This is a genomic window from Mycobacterium sp. TY814, assembly GCF_030755175.1.
Taxonomy (GTDB): Bacteria; Actinomycetota; Actinomycetes; order Mycobacteriales; family Mycobacteriaceae; genus Mycobacterium.
Genome location: NZ_JAUFRY010000002.1, coordinates 13,134 through 29,233, shown reverse-complemented (window position 1 = coordinate 29,233; position 16,100 = coordinate 13,134). Strand labels below are relative to the sequence as shown.

General features: G+C 66.6%; 16 protein-coding genes. 1 reads left to right on the top strand and 15 read right to left on the bottom strand.

Translation table 11 applies throughout. From position 1 onward, the window contains the following. The 11 genes from atpA to rpmE form a co-directional block, all read right to left on the bottom strand. Complete coding sequence (atpA, locus tag QXH22_RS14005) at nt 1-1,665, bottom strand: F0F1 ATP synthase subunit alpha (protein WP_306245199.1); 1,665 nt, start codon at nt 1,663-1,665, stop codon at nt 1-3. A 59-nt stretch (nt 1,666-1,724) separates the two neighbouring features. Next, nucleotides 1,725-3,065, bottom strand: a complete 1,341-nt coding sequence (locus QXH22_RS14000; protein ID WP_306276054.1) for a F0F1 ATP synthase subunit B/delta — start codon at nt 3,063-3,065, stop codon at nt 1,725-1,727. Between the two features lie 7 nt (nt 3,066-3,072). Next, nucleotides 3,073-3,603: a F0F1 ATP synthase subunit B gene (locus QXH22_RS13995; RefSeq protein WP_306245202.1), complete on the bottom strand. Its 531-nt coding sequence runs from the start codon at nt 3,601-3,603 to the stop codon at nt 3,073-3,075. A gap of 9 nt (nt 3,604-3,612) precedes the next feature. Next, the gene (locus QXH22_RS13990; RefSeq protein ID WP_003406686.1) at nt 3,613-3,858 is read right to left on the bottom strand and encodes a F0F1 ATP synthase subunit C; all 246 of its coding nucleotides are present in this window, start codon (nt 3,856-3,858) and stop codon (nt 3,613-3,615) included. 45 nt (nt 3,859-3,903) lie between these two features. Further along, the gene (atpB, locus tag QXH22_RS13985; protein ID WP_306245203.1) at nt 3,904-4,656 is read right to left on the bottom strand and encodes a F0F1 ATP synthase subunit A; all 753 of its coding nucleotides are present in this window, start codon (nt 4,654-4,656) and stop codon (nt 3,904-3,906) included. Beyond that, a complete protein-coding gene (locus tag QXH22_RS13980; protein ID WP_306276053.1) occupies nt 4,649-5,155 on the bottom strand; it encodes an ATP synthase subunit I in 507 nt (168 codons plus the stop codon). The genes atpB and QXH22_RS13980 overlap by 8 nt, the downstream gene beginning before the upstream one ends. Nucleotides 5,156-5,382: 227 nt before the next feature. Then, entirely contained in the window at nt 5,383-6,591 is a 1,209-nt protein-coding gene (gene rfe, locus QXH22_RS13975) for a UDP-N-acetylglucosamine--decaprenyl-phosphate N-acetylglucosaminephosphotransferase (RefSeq protein WP_306245207.1), read from the bottom strand. Between the two features lie 148 nt (nt 6,592-6,739). Then, entirely contained in the window at nt 6,740-7,420 is a 681-nt protein-coding gene (locus QXH22_RS13970; protein ID WP_306276052.1) for an L-threonylcarbamoyladenylate synthase, read from the bottom strand. Beyond that, nucleotides 7,413-8,273 carry a peptide chain release factor N(5)-glutamine methyltransferase gene (prmC, locus tag QXH22_RS13965; RefSeq protein WP_306245209.1) on the bottom strand — a complete coding sequence of 287 codons (861 nt, stop codon included), beginning with the start codon at nt 8,271-8,273 and terminating at the stop codon, nt 7,413-7,415. The genes QXH22_RS13970 and prmC overlap by 8 nt, the downstream gene beginning before the upstream one ends. Continuing rightward, entirely contained in the window at nt 8,270-9,346 is a 1,077-nt protein-coding gene (gene prfA, locus QXH22_RS13960) for a peptide chain release factor 1 (protein WP_306245211.1), read from the bottom strand. Before prfA ends, prmC begins: the two co-directional genes overlap by 4 nt. A gap of 87 nt (nt 9,347-9,433) precedes the next feature. Further along, the gene (rpmE, locus tag QXH22_RS13955) at nt 9,434-9,667 is read right to left on the bottom strand and encodes a 50S ribosomal protein L31 (protein WP_055580753.1); all 234 of its coding nucleotides are present in this window, start codon (nt 9,665-9,667) and stop codon (nt 9,434-9,436) included. 255 nt (nt 9,668-9,922) lie between these two features. Here rpmE and QXH22_RS13950 point away from each other — a divergent pair, with 255 nt between their 5' ends. After that, nucleotides 9,923-10,489 carry a hypothetical protein gene (locus QXH22_RS13950; RefSeq protein ID WP_306245214.1) on the top strand — a complete coding sequence of 189 codons (567 nt, stop codon included), beginning with the start codon at nt 9,923-9,925 and terminating at the stop codon, nt 10,487-10,489. On the opposite strand, the gene rho is transcribed toward QXH22_RS13950, so the two are convergent. The 4 genes from rho to QXH22_RS13930 all read right to left on the bottom strand — a co-directional run bounded on the left by rho (nt 10,486) and on the right by QXH22_RS13930 (nt 16,099). Next, on the bottom strand, nt 10,486-12,468 hold the full coding sequence (rho, locus tag QXH22_RS13945) for a transcription termination factor Rho (protein ID WP_371934224.1): 1,983 nt from the start codon (nt 12,466-12,468) through the stop codon (nt 10,486-10,488). The two genes, QXH22_RS13950 and rho, sit on opposite strands and share 4 nt — an antisense overlap. Nucleotides 12,469-12,726: 258 nt before the next feature. Next, nucleotides 12,727-13,686, bottom strand: coding sequence for a homoserine kinase (thrB, locus tag QXH22_RS13940; protein ID WP_306245216.1), 960 nt, complete (start codon nt 13,684-13,686; stop codon nt 12,727-12,729). Beyond that, a complete protein-coding gene (gene thrC, locus QXH22_RS13935) occupies nt 13,686-14,768 on the bottom strand; it encodes a threonine synthase (protein WP_306276051.1) in 1,083 nt (360 codons plus the stop codon). Before thrC ends, thrB begins: the two co-directional genes overlap by 1 nt. Then, nucleotides 14,765-16,099, bottom strand: coding sequence for a homoserine dehydrogenase (locus QXH22_RS13930; RefSeq protein ID WP_306245220.1), 1,335 nt, complete (start codon nt 16,097-16,099; stop codon nt 14,765-14,767). The genes thrC and QXH22_RS13930 overlap by 4 nt, the downstream gene beginning before the upstream one ends. Nucleotide 16,100: the final 1 nt, after the last annotated feature.

Genomic DNA, 16,100 nt, shown 5'->3' with positions numbered 1-16,100 from the left:
CTACTTCTTGTCCTTCTTGGAGTCCTTTTTGGGCTTCTCCTTCTTGACCTTCACCGACTCCTTGCCGAGTTCCTCTTCGTCCATCGCCTCGACGTGCTCGTCAGGAACCACCGACTCGCCAGAGCTGGCCGCGAAGCCCTTCTTGAACTTGTTGATGATCTCGGTGAGCTTTTCCTCGTCTTCCTCACCGAGCTTGCCGCTGCTGCGGATGCCTTCGAGGAACTTCTCCTCGGAGGCTCGCATGTGGTCGAGCAGCTCGGCTTCGAAGCGCTTGACGTCCTCCACCGGCACCGAGTCGAGGTGACCGCCGGTGCCCAGGAAGATCGAAACCACCTGCTCCTCAACGGGCAACGGGGCGAACTGCGGCTGCTTGAGCAACTCGACCAACCGCTCACCACGCGCCAGCTGCTTCTTCGACGTCTCGTCCAGGTCGGACGCGAACGCGGCGAAGGATTCCAGCTCGCGGTACTGCGACAGGTCCAGACGCAGCGAGCCCGCCACCTCTTTCATCGCCTTGATCTGGGCGGCACCACCGACTCGGGACACCGACACACCGACGTTGATGGCCGGCCGGACACCCTGGTTGAACAGGTCGCTCTCCAGGAAGCACTGTCCGTCGGTGATCGAGATGACGTTGGTGGGGATGTAGGCCGAGATGTCATTGGCCTTGGTCTCGATGATCGGCAGACCGGTCAGCGAACCGCCCCCGAGCTCGTCGGACAGCTTGGCGCAACGCTCGAGGAGCCGCGAGTGCAGGTAGAACACGTCGCCCGGGTAGGCCTCGCGGCCCGGCGGACGGCGCAGCAGCAGCGAGATCGCGCGGTAGGCCTCGGCCTGCTTGGTCAAGTCGTCGAAGACGATCAGAACGTGCTTGCCCTCGTACATCCAGTGCTGGGCGATGGCCGAACCCGTGTAGGGCGCAAGCCATTTGAAGCCAGCCGAATCGGAAGCGGGTGCCGCGACGATAGTGGTGTAGTCCATCGCGCCGCCTTCGTCCAGCGCGCGCCGGACCGAAGCGATGGTGGTGCCCTTCTGGCCGATTGCGACGTAGACGCAGCGGACCTGCTTCTTCTCGTCGCCGGTCTCCCAGTTCTGCCGCTGGTTCAGGATGGTGTCGACACAGACGGCGGTCTTGCCCGTCTTGCGGTCACCGATGATCAGCTGCCGCTGGCCACGCCCGATCGGGGTCATGGCGTCGATGGCCTTGATGCCGGTCTGCAGCGGCTCTTTCACACTCTGCCGCTCGACCACCGACGGAGCCTGCAGTTCCAGCGCACGGCGGGTGTCGGTCTCGATGTCGCCGCCACCGTCGATCGGCTGACCGAGGGGGTTGACCACACGACCCAGGAAGGCATCGCCGACCGGCACCGACAGCACGTCACCGGTCCGCTTGACCTGCTGGCCCTCTTCGATCTTCTCGAAGTCACCGAGGATAACGGCGCCGACGCTGTGCTCGTCGAGGTTCAGGGCGACGCCGAGGACTCCACCGGGGAACTCCAACAGTTCCTGGGTCATCACGGACGGCAACCCTTCGACGTGCGCGATACCGTCTCCGGCATCCACCACGGTGCCGACTTCCTCGCGCGAGGTGTCGGCGGTGAAGGACTCTACGTATTCTTCGATGGCGCTCTGGATGGCATCAGCGGAGATTGTCAACTCGGCCATGGCTTTTCGTCTTCCTACTTCGTTGTGTTGACTAGGTCGGGTTTCCGTCGGGCTTTGAATCAGTCAGGCAACTGGGCTTCGGCAGCGGCCAACCGGGACTTGAGCGTGCCGTCGATCACCTCGTCGCCCACCGAGATGAGCAGACCGCCAAGCAGGTCGGAATCGACCTGGAGCTGGACCGCCACCGGGTGGCCGTAAATGCGGCTGAGCACCTCACTCAGCCGGGTGCGCTGGGTGTCGCTGAGTTCTGCGGCAGCACTGACCTGCGCCACCACTTCGCCGCGGCGGGCTACCGCCACCTGGGCGAGCAGCAGTACGGCTTCTTCGGCCGGCACACCCCGCAGCAGCTCGACCGTCTGGGACAGCAGCGCGAGCGAAACCGGGTTCACGTCGCTGCCCGAGCTCTCGAGTACCTTGCGCAGCAACCCGACTCGCCGGTCCGCGTCGGTCGTGTAGTCACCGAGCAGAATCCCGAGCCGCGGCTGTGCGTCGAGGATGCGGGAGAACCGGAACAACTGGTCTTCGACTTCGTCGACGCTGCCGTCCTTCTCGGCGACCGCGAGCAGCGCCTGGCGCGAGACGTGCTCGATGGCGTCGACCAGGTCTCCGTTCGCCGACCAGCGCTCGGACACCGCGGTCCGCAGCACGTCGAGGGTAGGGTCACCGACTTTGCCCTCGAGCAGCCGCTCGATCAGTTTGACCCGGGGTGACGCGTCTTCAGCCGGAACGGTGAGGTACCGGGTGACCACGACCTCCTGGTTCAAGATCTTGGCCACCGACACCAGTTCGTCGGACAGAGTGGTCAAGCCCTTGTTGTCGAGATCTTCGGCGAGCGAGTTGAATCGGTCCACCAGATTGCTCACCGCGCGCCGGCTGGCCGAACGCATCCTGGCCAGCACCGGGTACTCGACCTCGACCGGTTCGGGCGCCATGTCGTCGAGTTCATCGAGGAAACGATCGACCGTCGATGCCTGCTGCTGGGCGTCGGCCACGTAGCTGCGCACCAAATCGCTTGCCTGGCGCACCGATTCGTGACCGAGCTCCAGCCGGAGCTGGCGGGTCAGCTGCGCCCGCAGCAGTTCGGTCTGACGGGCTCCCTGGGCCTTGATGCGTTCCGCCTCGCTCTCGGCCTGGGCCCGCATCTGTTCCTCGATGCGCTCCGAGTCGGACTTGGCCTCTTCGACAAGCTGCGCAGCCTCTTCCTTCGCAGCCTGCACGGCCTTGCTGTGCGCCGTGGTCGACTCGGTGAGGCGCTTGGCGGCCTTCGCCGAGTCTTCCAACTGCTGGCGCACAGTCTCCTGGCGGGCGGTCATCAGCCGCCGGACCGGCGGAACGACATACCGCCAGACCAGCAGCACGATGGCCGCGAACCCGATCAGCTGTCCGATAAATGTCGACATGTAGTGGCTACCTCGTCGCTTTCGAAGTCGCTTCTGAGGTCGATGGGCTGACTTCGACGCCGAGCACCCGAGAGGCCAGGGTCGCCGAGATGGTGCCGACGTTGGCACGCAGATCAAGTTCCACGGCGTCGCGCTCCCGCTTCAATTGCTCGTTGGCCTGGGCCAGCATTTCTGCGACCTGCTGCTCGGCGTCCGCCCGCGCGTCGTCGATGACCTTGCGACCCTCTGTCCGCGCGTTGTCGCGGAAGGCGCCCGCTTCGACACGGGCTTCTTTCAAGGCCTTCTCGTAGTCGGCTTCGGCGGCGGCGAACTGCTCGGCCGCCTTCTTGCTGTCGGCCTGGGTCTTGGCGACCATGGCGTCGCGTTCCTTGAGCACCTTCAGGATCGGCGGCACCACGAAAGTGCCGATCACTCCGAGCACCACCAAGAAGATGGCCAGCACGAAGAAGAAGGTGCCGTTCGGGATGAGGAAGTTGCTTTGGCCGCCTTCCTCTGCTGCGAAACTCACAGCCGAAGCAAGAGAGGTCGGGTCACCCATCACAGCGAATTACTTGACGGGCGTGGCGAAGACGAATAGCGCCATGAACGCCAGGTTGATGAAGTACGCGGCTTCGACCAGACCGACCGTGATGAAGAACGGGGTGAACAGACGTCCCTGTGCCTCAGGCTGACGGGCGACACCGGAGATCAGCGCGTTACCGGCAACACCGTCACCGATACCGGCACCGATGGCGCCACCGGCCATGATCAGTCCACCGCCGATGAGGGCGCCGGCTGCGATAGTGGGGTCCATTTTTATCCTCCTTGATAACTCTGGTAGCGGTTTACCAGGATTTTTTTAGTGGTGGTCCTCTTCTAGTTCCATCGCCTGGCTGAAGTAAAGGATCGTCAACAGCGCGAAGATGAAGGCCTGGATGGCGCCGACGAAAAGGTCGAACGACTTCCAGATCGCGTTCGGCAGCCACATCACGTACGGCGGGAAGAGCGCGATCAGCGCGACCAGGATGCCGCCGGCGAAGATGTTGCCAAAGAGTCGCAGCGACAACGAAATCGGCTTGGCCAGTTCCTCGACGACGTTGATCGGGGCCAGGATCGCCACGTGGCCCTTGAGCACCTTGATCGGGTGCCCGACGATGCCGCGGCGCCAGATGCCGGCCGCGTGGTAGCAGACGAAGACGAACAGGGCCAGCGCCAGCACGTAGTTGATGTCAGCCGCAGCCGACGAGAGCAACTCGGTGGTCTTGCCTTCTTTGTCGGTGTACTGCAGCGGCAGCACCGACAGCCAGTTGGAGATCAGGATGAATACGAAGATGGTCACTGCGAGCGGCAGCACGAACGGCGCGATCCGCATGCCGATGGCGGACTCGACCTGGCTGCGCATCTGGATGGTGATCGCCTCGAAGAACAGCTGCACACCGCCGGGCACGTCGGTCGACGTGACCTTGGACTTCAGGTAGAACGCCAGCGCGATCACGATCAGCGCGGCAATCGCCGTCGACAGTATGGTGTCGGTGTTGACTGTCAGACCAAACCAGGTGGCGGTGTGGTGCTCGCCGACCTCGATCTGAGCGGCCAGGATCGACTCAGTCATCGCCGGCGCTCCTCCCTTCCGTGCCTTCTGATCCAGTCACTACTGCACCCTCTTGTGCACCCGCTTGGCCCTCGAGCGGGCCGTCGGCCTCGCCGGTCCGCAGCTTCTTCCAGACCGGCAGCGCGGTCGATGCCACCAGTAGCACCTGGAAGAGTGCCAGGCCGAACACCACGCCCAAACCTTCGGGCCGGAATACGAAGGCGATGATCAGCGCCAGGATGGTGATGATCGCGACGCGGGAGGCCGAATTGATGGCCATCGACCGCTTCAGCGGGTGATCGCGCGCGGTGATCGACTCCACCGAGCGCCGCACCATAAGCGCGTTGAGCAAACCCAGCAGCAAACCGATACCAAAGAACGCCCCGACCACCGGATGACCGGCGTAGCCGGCGACCAGGGTCGCCACCGCCGTCACTCCCAAGCTGATGAGGAACAGCCGTACGGGACGGAACGCAACAGCGGGAAACACCAACGGCGCGTCCTGCGCTGGTGTCGTCACTGCAGCACCTCAATCCAAGGTTGGTGGAGCGGAAACCACGCGATCGACTGATCCGTGGCCCGCCGAGCGTATCGCAAGGGTCACGCTGGATTTACCCAAGGGGTAGCTCCCTGTGTCGGTCTAGCGCCGGCGGCACCGGAAACCCATCCGACGGGCCGGGGAACCGGCAACCCGCGAGGTTTATTTCGGGGTTCTACCAGCACCGTACCACACGGAAGCCCGATCTACTACTGATCGTCGTAGTAGTCGTCGCGGCGGCGCAGCAGCGGAATCACCGTCGCGACGCCCGCGACGGCGATTGCTCCGAGCATCACCGCCGCGGTGTGGCGGGGGTCGAAAAAGATCGTGCTCGCGGCGCCGAAGGCGACGATCCCGACCCACAAATAGATGAGCAGCACCACCCGGCGATGGGAGTGGCCGATCTGCAGCAGCCGGTGATGCAGGTGCATTTTGTCGGGCGTGAAGGCACTGCGTCCGGCGCGCGTGCGCCGCACGATCGCCAGCAAAAGGTCCAGCATCGGCACGAACATGACGGCCACCACCAACAGGAACGGTGACAGCAGAGCAAACACGTCGCGAGCGCCGTAGGCGTTCTGCGAGATCGGGCCGGCGGCGGTGGTCGAGGCCGCGGCCAGCATCAGGCCGATCAGCATGGATCCGGAGTCGCCCATGAAAATGCGGGCCCGGTGGAAGTTGTGCGGCAGGAAGCCCAGGCAGGCACCCGCAAGAACCACCGAGATGACCGCGGGCGGGTAGTAGAGCACGTCGCCGCCGTGGTCGCGCAGCAGACCCACCGAGAACATGCAGATGGCCAGGGCAGTGATGAGCCCGAGCCCGGCCGCCAGCCCGTCCAGGCCGTCGACGAAGTTCATCGCGTTGACGATCGAAACGGTCAGGGCCAGCGTCAGCAGGATCGACGAGGCCTGGTCCAGCACGATGGTCCCCACGCCGCCCACCGGGATGTACAGCACGCTCCAGGCCACTCCCATGGTGACGAGCACGCTGGCGGCGGTGATCTGGCCGGCGAACTTGGTCAGCGCGTCCAGACCCCACCGGTCGTCGATCAGACCGATGCCCATGATCACCGCGCCGGCGACCAGCACGGCCGGCATGCCGGTGGAATAGACGAAGCCCCGGGTGAGTGCCGGCAGTTGCGAGGCCAGGAAGACAGCCGAGCCCACGCCGAGGAACATCGCCAGGCCGCCCATCCGGGGCGTCGGCGTCACGTGCACGTCGCGCTCGCGGGGGTAGGCGACGGCACCGAGGCGGGTGGCGAGCACGCGCACCGGACCGGTCGCGAAATAGGTGATGATGGCGGCAGTCAGGCCGACCAGAGCGAGCTCACGCAGCGGAACTCCGGCGCTGCGGTCGGACAGAGCGAGCAAACCACCGGCAAGGCTGGCCACATCGCTGGACACGTCGAGACCGTACTTCACCAACCTGAGAGCGCTCGCCTTCGGTCGTCCCGTTTGGTCGTCCCCGTGGTCGCCCCGTTTGGTCGTAACCGGCCGCCTTGAGCCGCGTTGAGCCGCCTTCGGTCGCCGAGCGTGAACTCACGGTGAGATTCGTGCCGGATTTTCGCTGTCAGTTCACGTTCGACGACGGAGGGGCCGGTTCAAGCAGGGTGGCTGCGTCGACGCCCAGCACCTCGGCCACGCGAGCGGTGCTGACGGGCCCCTCCCGCAGGATGCGCGGGGTGCTTCCGCTCAGGTCCACGATCGTGGAGGCGGCTTGTTGCGCGGCAGGTCCGCCATCGAGATAGACGTCGACGCGGTCGCCGAGTTGGCGCCGCGCCTCCGCGGCGTCGACAGCGGCGGGCTGGCCGGAGACGTTGGCGCTGGAGACCGCCATCGGGCCCACCTCACGCAGCAATTCGATGGCAACCGGATGCAACGGCATCCGCAGCATCACGGTGCCGTGCGCGTCGCCGAGATCCCATTGCAGCGACGGCGCCTGCAACACAACCAGGCTCAGTGCGCCCGGCCAGAACGCCCGGACCAGGTCGCGCGCCCCGTCCGGCATGCCGTAGACCAGGCCCTCGATGGTGTGCCACGAGCCGACGAGCACGCCCACCGGCATGTCGCGACCGCGGCCCTTGGCCGCCAGCAGCGCATCAACCGCGCTGCGGTCGAAGGCGTCGGCCCCGAGCCCGTAGACGGTGTCGGTGGGCATCACGACCAGCCGGCCGGCCTTGAGCGCCCCCACCGCGGCGGTGATTCCGCGTGCCCGCCGGTCGGGGTCAGCGCAGTCGAAAACCTCAGCCATCCAGCGCCACTCCCCCTTCGAGCCTCTGTGCCGTCACGAACCTCGGGCGTCCGGCCAGATCGTTGCGGGCTTCGACGTGGTGGAAAAGTCCAGTCTCGGCAAGGCACGCCACGGTCAGCGCCGATGTGGTGTCGTCATGCTCGACGGCGAACAGGCCGCCGGGGCGCAGCCACCTCGCGGCGCGCGCGGCGACGGCCGGTATCACCGCCATGCCATCCGGGCCGCCGAACACAGCGTGTGACGGATCATGTTGGGACACTTCGGGTTCCAGTACGGCATCGTCGGGAACGTAGGGCGGGTTCGAGACCAGCAGGTCCACCCGGCCGTCGAGTTCGGACAACAGACCGTCCGTCGCGATGTCGGCGCACACCAGTTCCACGCCGGTGCCCTCGGCGTTACGGCGGGCGTAGTCCAGGGCCGTCTGGGAGTCGTCGATCCCGATGACCCGGGCGTCAGGCCACCGCCGCGACAGCGCAACGGCCAGGGCGCCGGAGCCGGTGCACGCGTCGACGATCATCGGCTGCGCCGGAAGTGATTGCGCCGCAGCCCATTCCAACATCGATTCGGTCTCGGGACGCGGGATGAAAACGCCCGGACCGACGTGCAGCAGCACGGGCCCGAAGCCGACCGTCCCGATGAGGTGCTGCAGCGGGACTCGCCGGGAGCGCTCGCGCACGGCGTGGCGGAAGCGTCCGAAGAAGTCGTCGTCCGGTGTCTCCAGGAAGCGCAGCCGGCCGCGGTCGGTGCCGGCCAGATGGGCGGCCAACTCTTCGGCGTCCCAGCGCGCGGAGTCGATTCCCGCGTCGGCCAGTTGCGCCGCAGCGGAGTCGATCGCCTGCAGGAGGGGGCTCACGTCGCCTGTTGTAGCCGAGCCTGCTTGTCGGCTTCGCTCAACGCATCGAACAACGCGTCCAGGTCCCCGTCGAGAACCTGGTCGAGGTTGTGCGACTTGAAACCGATCCGGTGGTCGGTGATGCGGTTCTCGGGGAAGTTGTACGTCCGGATGCGTTCGCTGCGGTCGACGGTGCGGATCTGGCTGGCGCGGTCCGCCGAGGCGTCGGCGAGTGCCTGCTCCTCGGCCAGCACCTGCAGGCGCGCGGCGAGCACCTGCAGCGCACGGGTCTTGTTCTGTAGCTGCGAGCGTTCGTTCTGGCAGGTGACGACGATCCCGGTGGGCAGGTGGGTGATCCGGACCGCCGAGTCGGTGGTGTTCACGCCCTGCCCGCCTTTACCCGAGGATCGGTAGACGTCGATCCGCAGGTCAGACTCGTCGATCTGCACCTCGCCGACTTCTTCAGGCTCGGGGTAGACCAGCACGCCGGCAGCCGACGTGTGCACGCGTCCCTGCGACTCGGTCACCGGTACCCGCTGCACGCGGTGCACGCCGCCCTCGAACTTCATCCGCGACCACACCCCGTCGGCGCTGTCGCCCTTGCTCGCGATGGCCAGTGTCGCGTCCTTGTAGCCGCCCAGATCCGAGGTGGTCTCGCCCAGCACCGTCACTGTCCAGCCGTGCCGCTCGGCGTAGCGGATGTACATCCTGGCCAGGTCGGCGGCGAACAGGGCCGACTCCTCGCCCCCTTCACCGGATTTCACCTCGAGCACGATGTCGTCGGCGTCATGCGGGTCACGAGGCGCCAGCATGTCGGTGAGCTGGGTGTCCAGCTCGGCGACGCGTGCCTCCAATTCAATGACCTCGTCGGCGAACGAGGAGTCGTCGGCGGCCAGTTCGCGTGCAGTCTCCAGGTCTTCGCGCGCCGACACCAGTTTGCGGTGGGTCGCGACGATCGGTGCCAGCCGCGCGAAGCGGCGCCCCGCTTTGCGCGCTTCGTCGGGCTTGCTGTGCAGGTCGGGATCGGCCAGCGCCTGCTCGAGTGCCGCGTGCTCGGCGAGCAGGACGTCAATCGTCTGCACCGGCTGGCTCATGGTCACCTCCCTACTGACTGCTCTGCCCCGAACGCGAACCGACGCCCGGCCTGTGCAGATCGCACAGTTCGGGCGTCGGAAAGGCAGCTATTTGTCGGCCGCGGCTTTGTCCGCGTTGCGCTTGCCGTAGCGCTTCTCGAAGCGCGCGACCCGGCCGCCGCTGTCGAGGATCTTCTGCTTGCCGGTGTAGAAGGGGTGGCACTGCGAGCAGACCTCGGCCACGATCCGGCCACCGGGCTTGGTGCTGCGGGTGGTGAAGGAGTTCCCGCAACCGCAGACCACGGTGGTCTCTTCGTACGCGGGATGGATGTCAGTTTTCATGCTGTCCTCTTCATCGTCTGCCACTCGGAACCCTGATCGGTCCGGCGGCCCAACACGAGCTTCGTGAACCTGAAGTGGTTCCGAGTGATCGACCGTCGATTATGCCAGGTCAACCGCTGCCAGCCTAAACGCCGGGGTGGGTGTCCATATTCCCGCTGCTCCGCACGGGACGCCCGCCGCACTCGCCCGGGCCTGTGCCATCCGATCCACCGTCAACCGTTGCCAACAGCCGCCGGCGTGACGTAAGAGAAGCTGATGAAACTGCGGCTGCCCACCATCGCCGGCCTGTTCGCCATCGGGGCCGTCGCCGGCCTCATCGGCGACCACGGTCATGTCGTCACCGCGACTCTCGAGTACCTGCCCGCGGCGCATCGGGTGCCGTTCGTCTGGACGAGCCCGATCTGGTTTCCCGTCCTCGTCGGCATGGCCACCATCCTGTCGGCCGAGCTGCGGTTACACCTCGGGACGGCGCGCACCTCCGTGACCGCACGCCAGGGATTCGGCGGGGTCGCTGCTGTCGTCGGCGCCTACGCCTTCACCGCGTTGGCGCACACGGCGCCGGTGTTCGTGACAACGGTGCTGATCAGCACGATGGCAGCGATCACCTGGTCGGTGCTCGGCGATCGCGCCGCGATCGTATGCGGGGTAGCGGCCGCAGTCGTCGGTCCCGCGGCCGAAGCCGCCCTGGTGGCCGTCGACGTGTTCCGCTACACCCACGGCAACGACGGCCTGCTCGGCGTCGCGCCGTGGTTGGTACCGCTGTACTTCGCCTTCGGCGTGGTGGCGGCGCTGCTCGCCGAGATAGCTGCCGAACCGACCTAGTCGTTGTCCATGTTGCCAGGTGTCGTCTTGGACACCTGCACCAGGAACTCGTAGTTGGTCTTCGTCTTGCGCAGCTGCGACATCAGCAGGTCGATGGCCTGGTGGGAGTCCAGACCCGACAGCACCCGGCGCAGCTTGTGCACGATGCCGAACTCGTCCGGGGAGAGCAGCAGTTCGTCCTTGCGGGTGCCCGACGGGTTGACGTCGACCGCGGGGAAAACCCGGCGTTCGGAGATCTTGCGGTCCAGCTTGAGCTCGGCGTTACCGGTGCCCTTGAACTCCTCGAAGATCACGGTGTCACCGGTGGATCCGGTCTCGACCATCGCGGTCGCGATGATGGTCAGCGAGCCGCCCTCTTCGATGTTGCGGGCCGCGCCCAGGAATCGCTTCGGCGGGTACAGCGCGGTGGAGTCGACACCACCGGACAGGATCCGGCCCGAGGCGGGCGACGCGTTGTTGTACGCGCGGCCCAGGCGGGTGATCGAGTCCAGCAGCACCACAACGTCCTTGCCCTGCTCCACCAGGCGCTTGGCGCGCTCGATGGCCAGTTCGGCGACCGAGGTGTGGTCTGACGGCGGCCGGTCGAACGTCGAGGCGATGACCTCGCCCTTCACCGAGCGGGTCATGTCGGTGACTTCCTCGGGCCGTTCGTCGACGAGCACGACCATGAGGTGGCACTCGGGGTTGTTGCGGGTGATCGCGTTGGCGATGTCCTGCAGGATGGTCGTCTTACCGGCCTTGGGCGGCGACACGATCAGCGCACGCTGCCCCTTGCCGATCGGCATGATCAGGTCGATGACCCGCGTGGTAAGGCGATCGGGCGTGGTCTCCAGACGCAATCGCTGGTTCGGGTACAACGGCGTCAGCTTGCTGAACTCGGGCCGCTTCTTGGCGTCCTCGATCGATCCGCCGTTGATGCTGTCCAGGCGCACCAGCGGGTTGAACTTCTGCCGCTGGTTGGGCTGTTCGCCGTCCTTGGGCACGCGTACCGCGCCGGTCACCGCGTCACCGCGGCGCAGGCCGTTCTTGCGCACCATGTTCATCGACACGTAGACGTCGTGCGGTCCGGCCAGGTAACCGGAGGTGCGAACGAACGCGTAGTTGTCCAGGACGTCGAGAATTCCGGCGACCGGTTGAACGACGTCGTCCTCACGCAGTTCGGATTCCCCGGCCTCGCCGGTGCGCTCGCCGCGCCGGCGGCGGTCACGGAAGCGGCGTCCCCGCCGGCCCTGCCGTCCATCGCCGTCGTCGTCGGCGCCGCCTCCGCCGCGCTGCTGGTCACCGCTCTGATCGTTGCCCGAGTCGGCGGAGCGCTCGTCGTTCTTGGCGTCTTTCTGGCCCCGCTCGCCCTGGCCGCGCTCGTTCTGGCCGCGCTCGCCCTGGCCGCGCTCGTTCTGACCACGCTCGCCCTGGCCGCGCTCGTTCTGACCACGCTCGTTCTGACCGCGCTCGCCTTTGTCGCGGGCGGGCTCTTTGTCGGCGTCGCCTTTGTCGCGGGCCGGTTCTTTGCCGGCGTCCTCGGAGTTCTCACTCTTGTTGCCGCCGGCCGATCCGGCCTGGCGGGACGCGCCGCGGCGTTCCCGGCGGGGCGGCTCGGCAGCGTCCGGCACCTCCGCGGGCGGCGCCTCGGGGGCGGTCACCTGCGCGGTCGGGGTCTGGGCAGCGGTGTCATTCTGGGCCGGCGCATCGGCTTTGGCCGATTCCTGCACCGACTCGCCGGCACCGGAGGACTTGCCGTTCGCCTGTCCCGTGCTCTGCTGGATGGCGGCGATCAGCTCGCTCTTACGCATGCCCGACGTCCCCTTCACGCCAGCCCGATTGGCCAGTGCGCGCAGTTCGGGCAGCACCATGGTCGCCAGCGAAGTGGACGGCGCATTGGATTTGACGTCCGAGACATCGGAAGCGTCTGAGTTCACGGAGTGCGACACCTTGTCGGCGTCGGTGCTTTCGCCAGCCGTGATGAGGTCCGTATCAGTCACGGATTTCCTTTCTTGCCCCGCTGATCAGGTCAAGCGGGGATTCCTGCATCAGGTCAAGCATTCAGGCAAATTGCTGAGTGCGCCCAATAATCGACTCTGAAACGGTGATCGAACAGCGAACCGCGTTCACGAGAAGAATTGGTGGTTGTCTCAGCGTCAAGGCAGTTTGTGCAGAGCAGATGCTGCAATTGCTGGACGGGTCCGAGGATAGCCCGCTTCCTGGCCGGAAGCAAGCAAACCCGCCCGCCACGCTGTGGATCAACCTGCGACGGTTACGCCTGGTTTCCAGCGAACTCCGTCGCCCACCGCCATCTTCCTGATCATGAATCCATTCGCGGTTCCGTACTCGACCACTTCAGCAGGCAACTCCGGCTCGGTGCCCAGCGCGATCAGCGAAGGACCAGCCCCGGATAGCGTTGCCGCAATCTTATGACGCCGCAGCAGCCGCAAATATTCCGCGGACGACGGCATAGCCGATGCACGTTGTGGTTGGTGGAGCACATCTTCGGTGGCGGCCATGAGCAGATCCGGCCGCTGGGTCAGCGCCACCACCAGCAACGCGACGCGGCTGATGTTGAACCGCGCATCCTCGTGGCTGACCTGGGCGGGCAACAACACCCGGGTCTCCGCCGTCGATGAGCGTTCCTCGGGAATCGCAGCGAACAGGTGGATGTCGGGATGAAGACGCAGCGGCACTGCGGAGTAGTCCGGCCGGCCGCTGGTGCGGTCGGCCCAGGAAACCACGGCGCCACCCAACACGGCAGCCGACGCGTTGTCGGGGTGCCCTTCGAACTCAGATGCCAGCTGGATCAGCTGGGTTTCACTGAGCGGAGCCGAATCCGTTTGAGCCACAAGGCCGTTCACCACGGCCAGGCCACTCACCACGGCCGCGGCTGAGGACCCCAGGCCACGGGAATGCGGGATGTCGTTGCGGCAGCGCACCGTCAACCCGGCCGCGCACACGCCGGCGGCCTGCAGGCCACGCTGGATGGCGCGGACCACGAGATGCTCGGGCCCCAACGGAACCTGGCCGGCCCCTTCGCCTTCGACCGTGACCACCAGCCCGGAATCCGTTGTCTCGACCACGATCTCGTCGCACAGCTGCAACGCCAGACCCAGGCTGTCGAAACCCGGGCCCAGATTGGCGCTGGAAGCCGACACCGTCGCGCTGGCCACCAGCCCCGCGGGCAGAACCGAGCCCGCCGAACCGGTTTCCACTAGCCCAACCCCAGCTGCTCTACGACGAGGACCGGGTCCACCGGCAGCGGAGACACGTGCGGCATGTCCTTGAGCGCGGTGTCGGGATCCTTGAGGCCGTTACCGGTGACGGTGCACACCACCGTCGAGCCGCGCTCCACCCAGCCGTCCTCGACGGACTTGAGCAGGCCGGCGATGCTCGCCGCCGACGCCGGCTCGACGAAGACGCCTTCGGTGCTGGCCACCAGGTGGTACGCGGCCAGGATCTCCTCGTCGGTGGCGGCCAGGAAACGTCCGTTGGACTGCTGCTGCGCCTCGACCGCCGAGGTCCACGACGCCGGGGCGCCGATGCGGATGGCGGTGGCGATGGTCTCCGGGTTGGCCACCGGTTCACCGTGCACCAGCGGCGCGGCGCCGGCCGCCTGGGTGCCCAGCATCCGGGGCAGCTTGTCGATGATGCCGTCGCGGTGGTACTCGGTGTAGCCGCGCCAGTACGCGGTGATGTTGCCGGCATTGCCCACCGGCAGCGCGTGAATGTCGGGCGCCGTCCCCAGCGCGTCGACGATCTCGAAGGCGGCCGTCTTCTGCCCCTCGATGCGGACCGGGTTCACCGAGTTGACCAGAGAGATCGTCGGGAAGTCGTTGGTCATCTTGCGGGCCAGTTCCAGGCAGTCGTCGAAGTTGCCGTCGATCTGGATGATCTTGGCGCCGTGCATGACAGCCTGCGCCAGCTTGCCCATGGCGATCTTGCCGGTCGGGATCAACACCGCGCAGGTGATGCCGGCACGCGCGGCGTACGCGGCGGCCGATGCCGAGGTGTTTCCGGTCGACGCGCACAACACCGCTTTCTGGCCGCGGGCTAGTGCGTCGGTGACGGCCATCGTCATGCCCCGGTCCTTGAAGGAGCCGGTGGGGTTGAGGCCCTCGACCTTGAGATGGACTGTGCAGCCGGTCTTCTCGGACAGCCGCGGTGCCGGGATCAGCGGGGTACCGCCTTCGAGCAGGGTGACCGGGGTCCAGTCGTCGCCCACCGGCAGCCGGTCCCGGTAGGCCGCGATCAGGCCCGGCCAGGGCTGGTGAATCGCCGTTCGTGGGGCGCTCATTCGTCGGTCCCTTCCAGTCGCAGCACGCTTTCGACGCTCTGCACCACGTCCAGGTCAGCCAGTGCGTCAACGGTCTCCGACAGCGCGGCGTCGGTGGCCCGGTGGGTGACCACCACGATCCGGGCACCCACCCGTTGACCGCCCTCGTCGACGACGCCTTCCTGGCGCACCTCGGCGATGCTCACCTCGCGCTTGCCGAATTCGGCTGCCACCGCGGACAACACGCCGGGCTTGTCCGCGACGTTCATGCTGACGTAGTACCGGGTTTCGATGAATCCCATGGGGGCCACGGGAAGGCGAGCGTAGCGGGACTCACGCGGGCCCCGGCTGCCGAGCACCCGGTTGCGCGCGGCCATCACCAGGTCGCCGGTGACGGCCGACGCGGTGGGCGCACCGCCGGCGCCCTGGCCGTAAAACATCAGCCGCCCGGCTGCCTCGGCCTCGACGACGACGGCGTTGAAGGCACCGTTGACCGACGCGAGCGGATGCGTCAGAGGCACCAACGCGGGATAGACGCGGGCTGAAACCCGCTGCTGCCCTTCGTCAGTGGTGATGCGCTCGCAGATGGAGAGCAATTTGATGGTGCAGCCCAGCGACTTGGCCGACTCGAAGTCTTCCGGGGTGATCTTGGTGATGCCCTCGCGGTAGACGTCGTCGGCGGTGACGCGGGTGTGGAAGGCAATGGACGCCAGGATCGCCGCCTTGGCCGCGGCGTCGTATCCCTCGACGTCGGCGGTGGGGTCGGCCTCGGCGTATCCGAGGGCACTCGCGTCGGCCAGTGCCTGCTGGTAATCGGCTCCGGTGCTGCCCATTTCGGACAGGATGTAGTTGGTGGTGCCGTTGACGATGCCGGCCACCCGCAACACCGTGTCGCCGGCCAGCGACTGGGTCAGCGGCCGGATGACGGGGATCGCTCCGGCGACCGCCGCCTCGAAATACAGGTCGACGGCCTCTCTTTCGGCGACCGCGGCGAGTTCGCCACTGGCGACGGACATCAGCGCCTTGTTCGCCGTCACGACGGACTTGCCGTGTGCGAGAGCGGTCAGGATCGCCTTGCGGGCGGGTTCGACGGGACCCATCACTTCCACGACGATGTCGACGTCGTCGCGGCAGGCGAGTTCCTCGATGTCGTCGGTGAGCAGTTCGAGCGGCACGCCCCGGTCGCCGCCCAGGCGGCGCACTCCGACGCCACGCAATACCAACGGGGCGCCGATGCGGCCTGCCAGATCGTCGGCACTTTCGTTGATGATGCGTACGACTTCGCTGCCGACCACGCCCAACCCAAGTACCGCCACGCCGACGGCCTTTACGTCCTTGTCGTTACCGGGCACG

What these genes read in the sequence shown, in the direction of transcription:
- QXH22_RS13990 (WP_003406686.1), bottom strand. Translation starts at nt 3,858, where the DNA reads ATGGACCCCACTATCGCAGCCGGCGCCCTCATCGGCGGTGGACTGATC.
- thrC (WP_306276051.1), bottom strand. Translation starts at nt 14,768, where the DNA reads ATGAGCGCCCCACGAACGGCGATTCACCAGCCCTGGCCGGGCCTGATC.
- QXH22_RS14000 (WP_306276054.1), bottom strand. Translation starts at nt 3,065, where the DNA reads ATGTCGACATTTATCGGACAGCTGATCGGGTTCGCGGCCATCGTGCTG.
- rpmE (WP_055580753.1), bottom strand. Translation starts at nt 9,667, where the DNA reads ATGAAAACTGACATCCATCCCGCGTACGAAGAGACCACCGTGGTCTGC.
- atpA (WP_306245199.1), bottom strand. Translation starts at nt 1,665, where the DNA reads ATGGCCGAGTTGACAATCTCCGCTGATGCCATCCAGAGCGCCATCGAA.
- QXH22_RS13970 (WP_306276052.1), bottom strand. Translation starts at nt 7,420, where the DNA reads ATGGCTGAGGTTTTCGACTGCGCTGACCCCGACCGGCGGGCACGCGGA.
- atpB (WP_306245203.1), bottom strand. Translation starts at nt 4,656, where the DNA reads ATGACTGAGTCGATCCTGGCCGCTCAGATCGAGGTCGGCGAGCACCAC.
- prfA (WP_306245211.1), bottom strand. Translation starts at nt 9,346, where the DNA reads ATGAGCCAGCCGGTGCAGACGATTGACGTCCTGCTCGCCGAGCACGCG.
- QXH22_RS13995 (WP_306245202.1), bottom strand. Translation starts at nt 3,603, where the DNA reads ATGGGTGACCCGACCTCTCTTGCTTCGGCTGTGAGTTTCGCAGCAGAG.
- QXH22_RS13950 (WP_306245214.1), top strand. Translation starts at nt 9,923, where the DNA reads ATGAAACTGCGGCTGCCCACCATCGCCGGCCTGTTCGCCATCGGGGCC.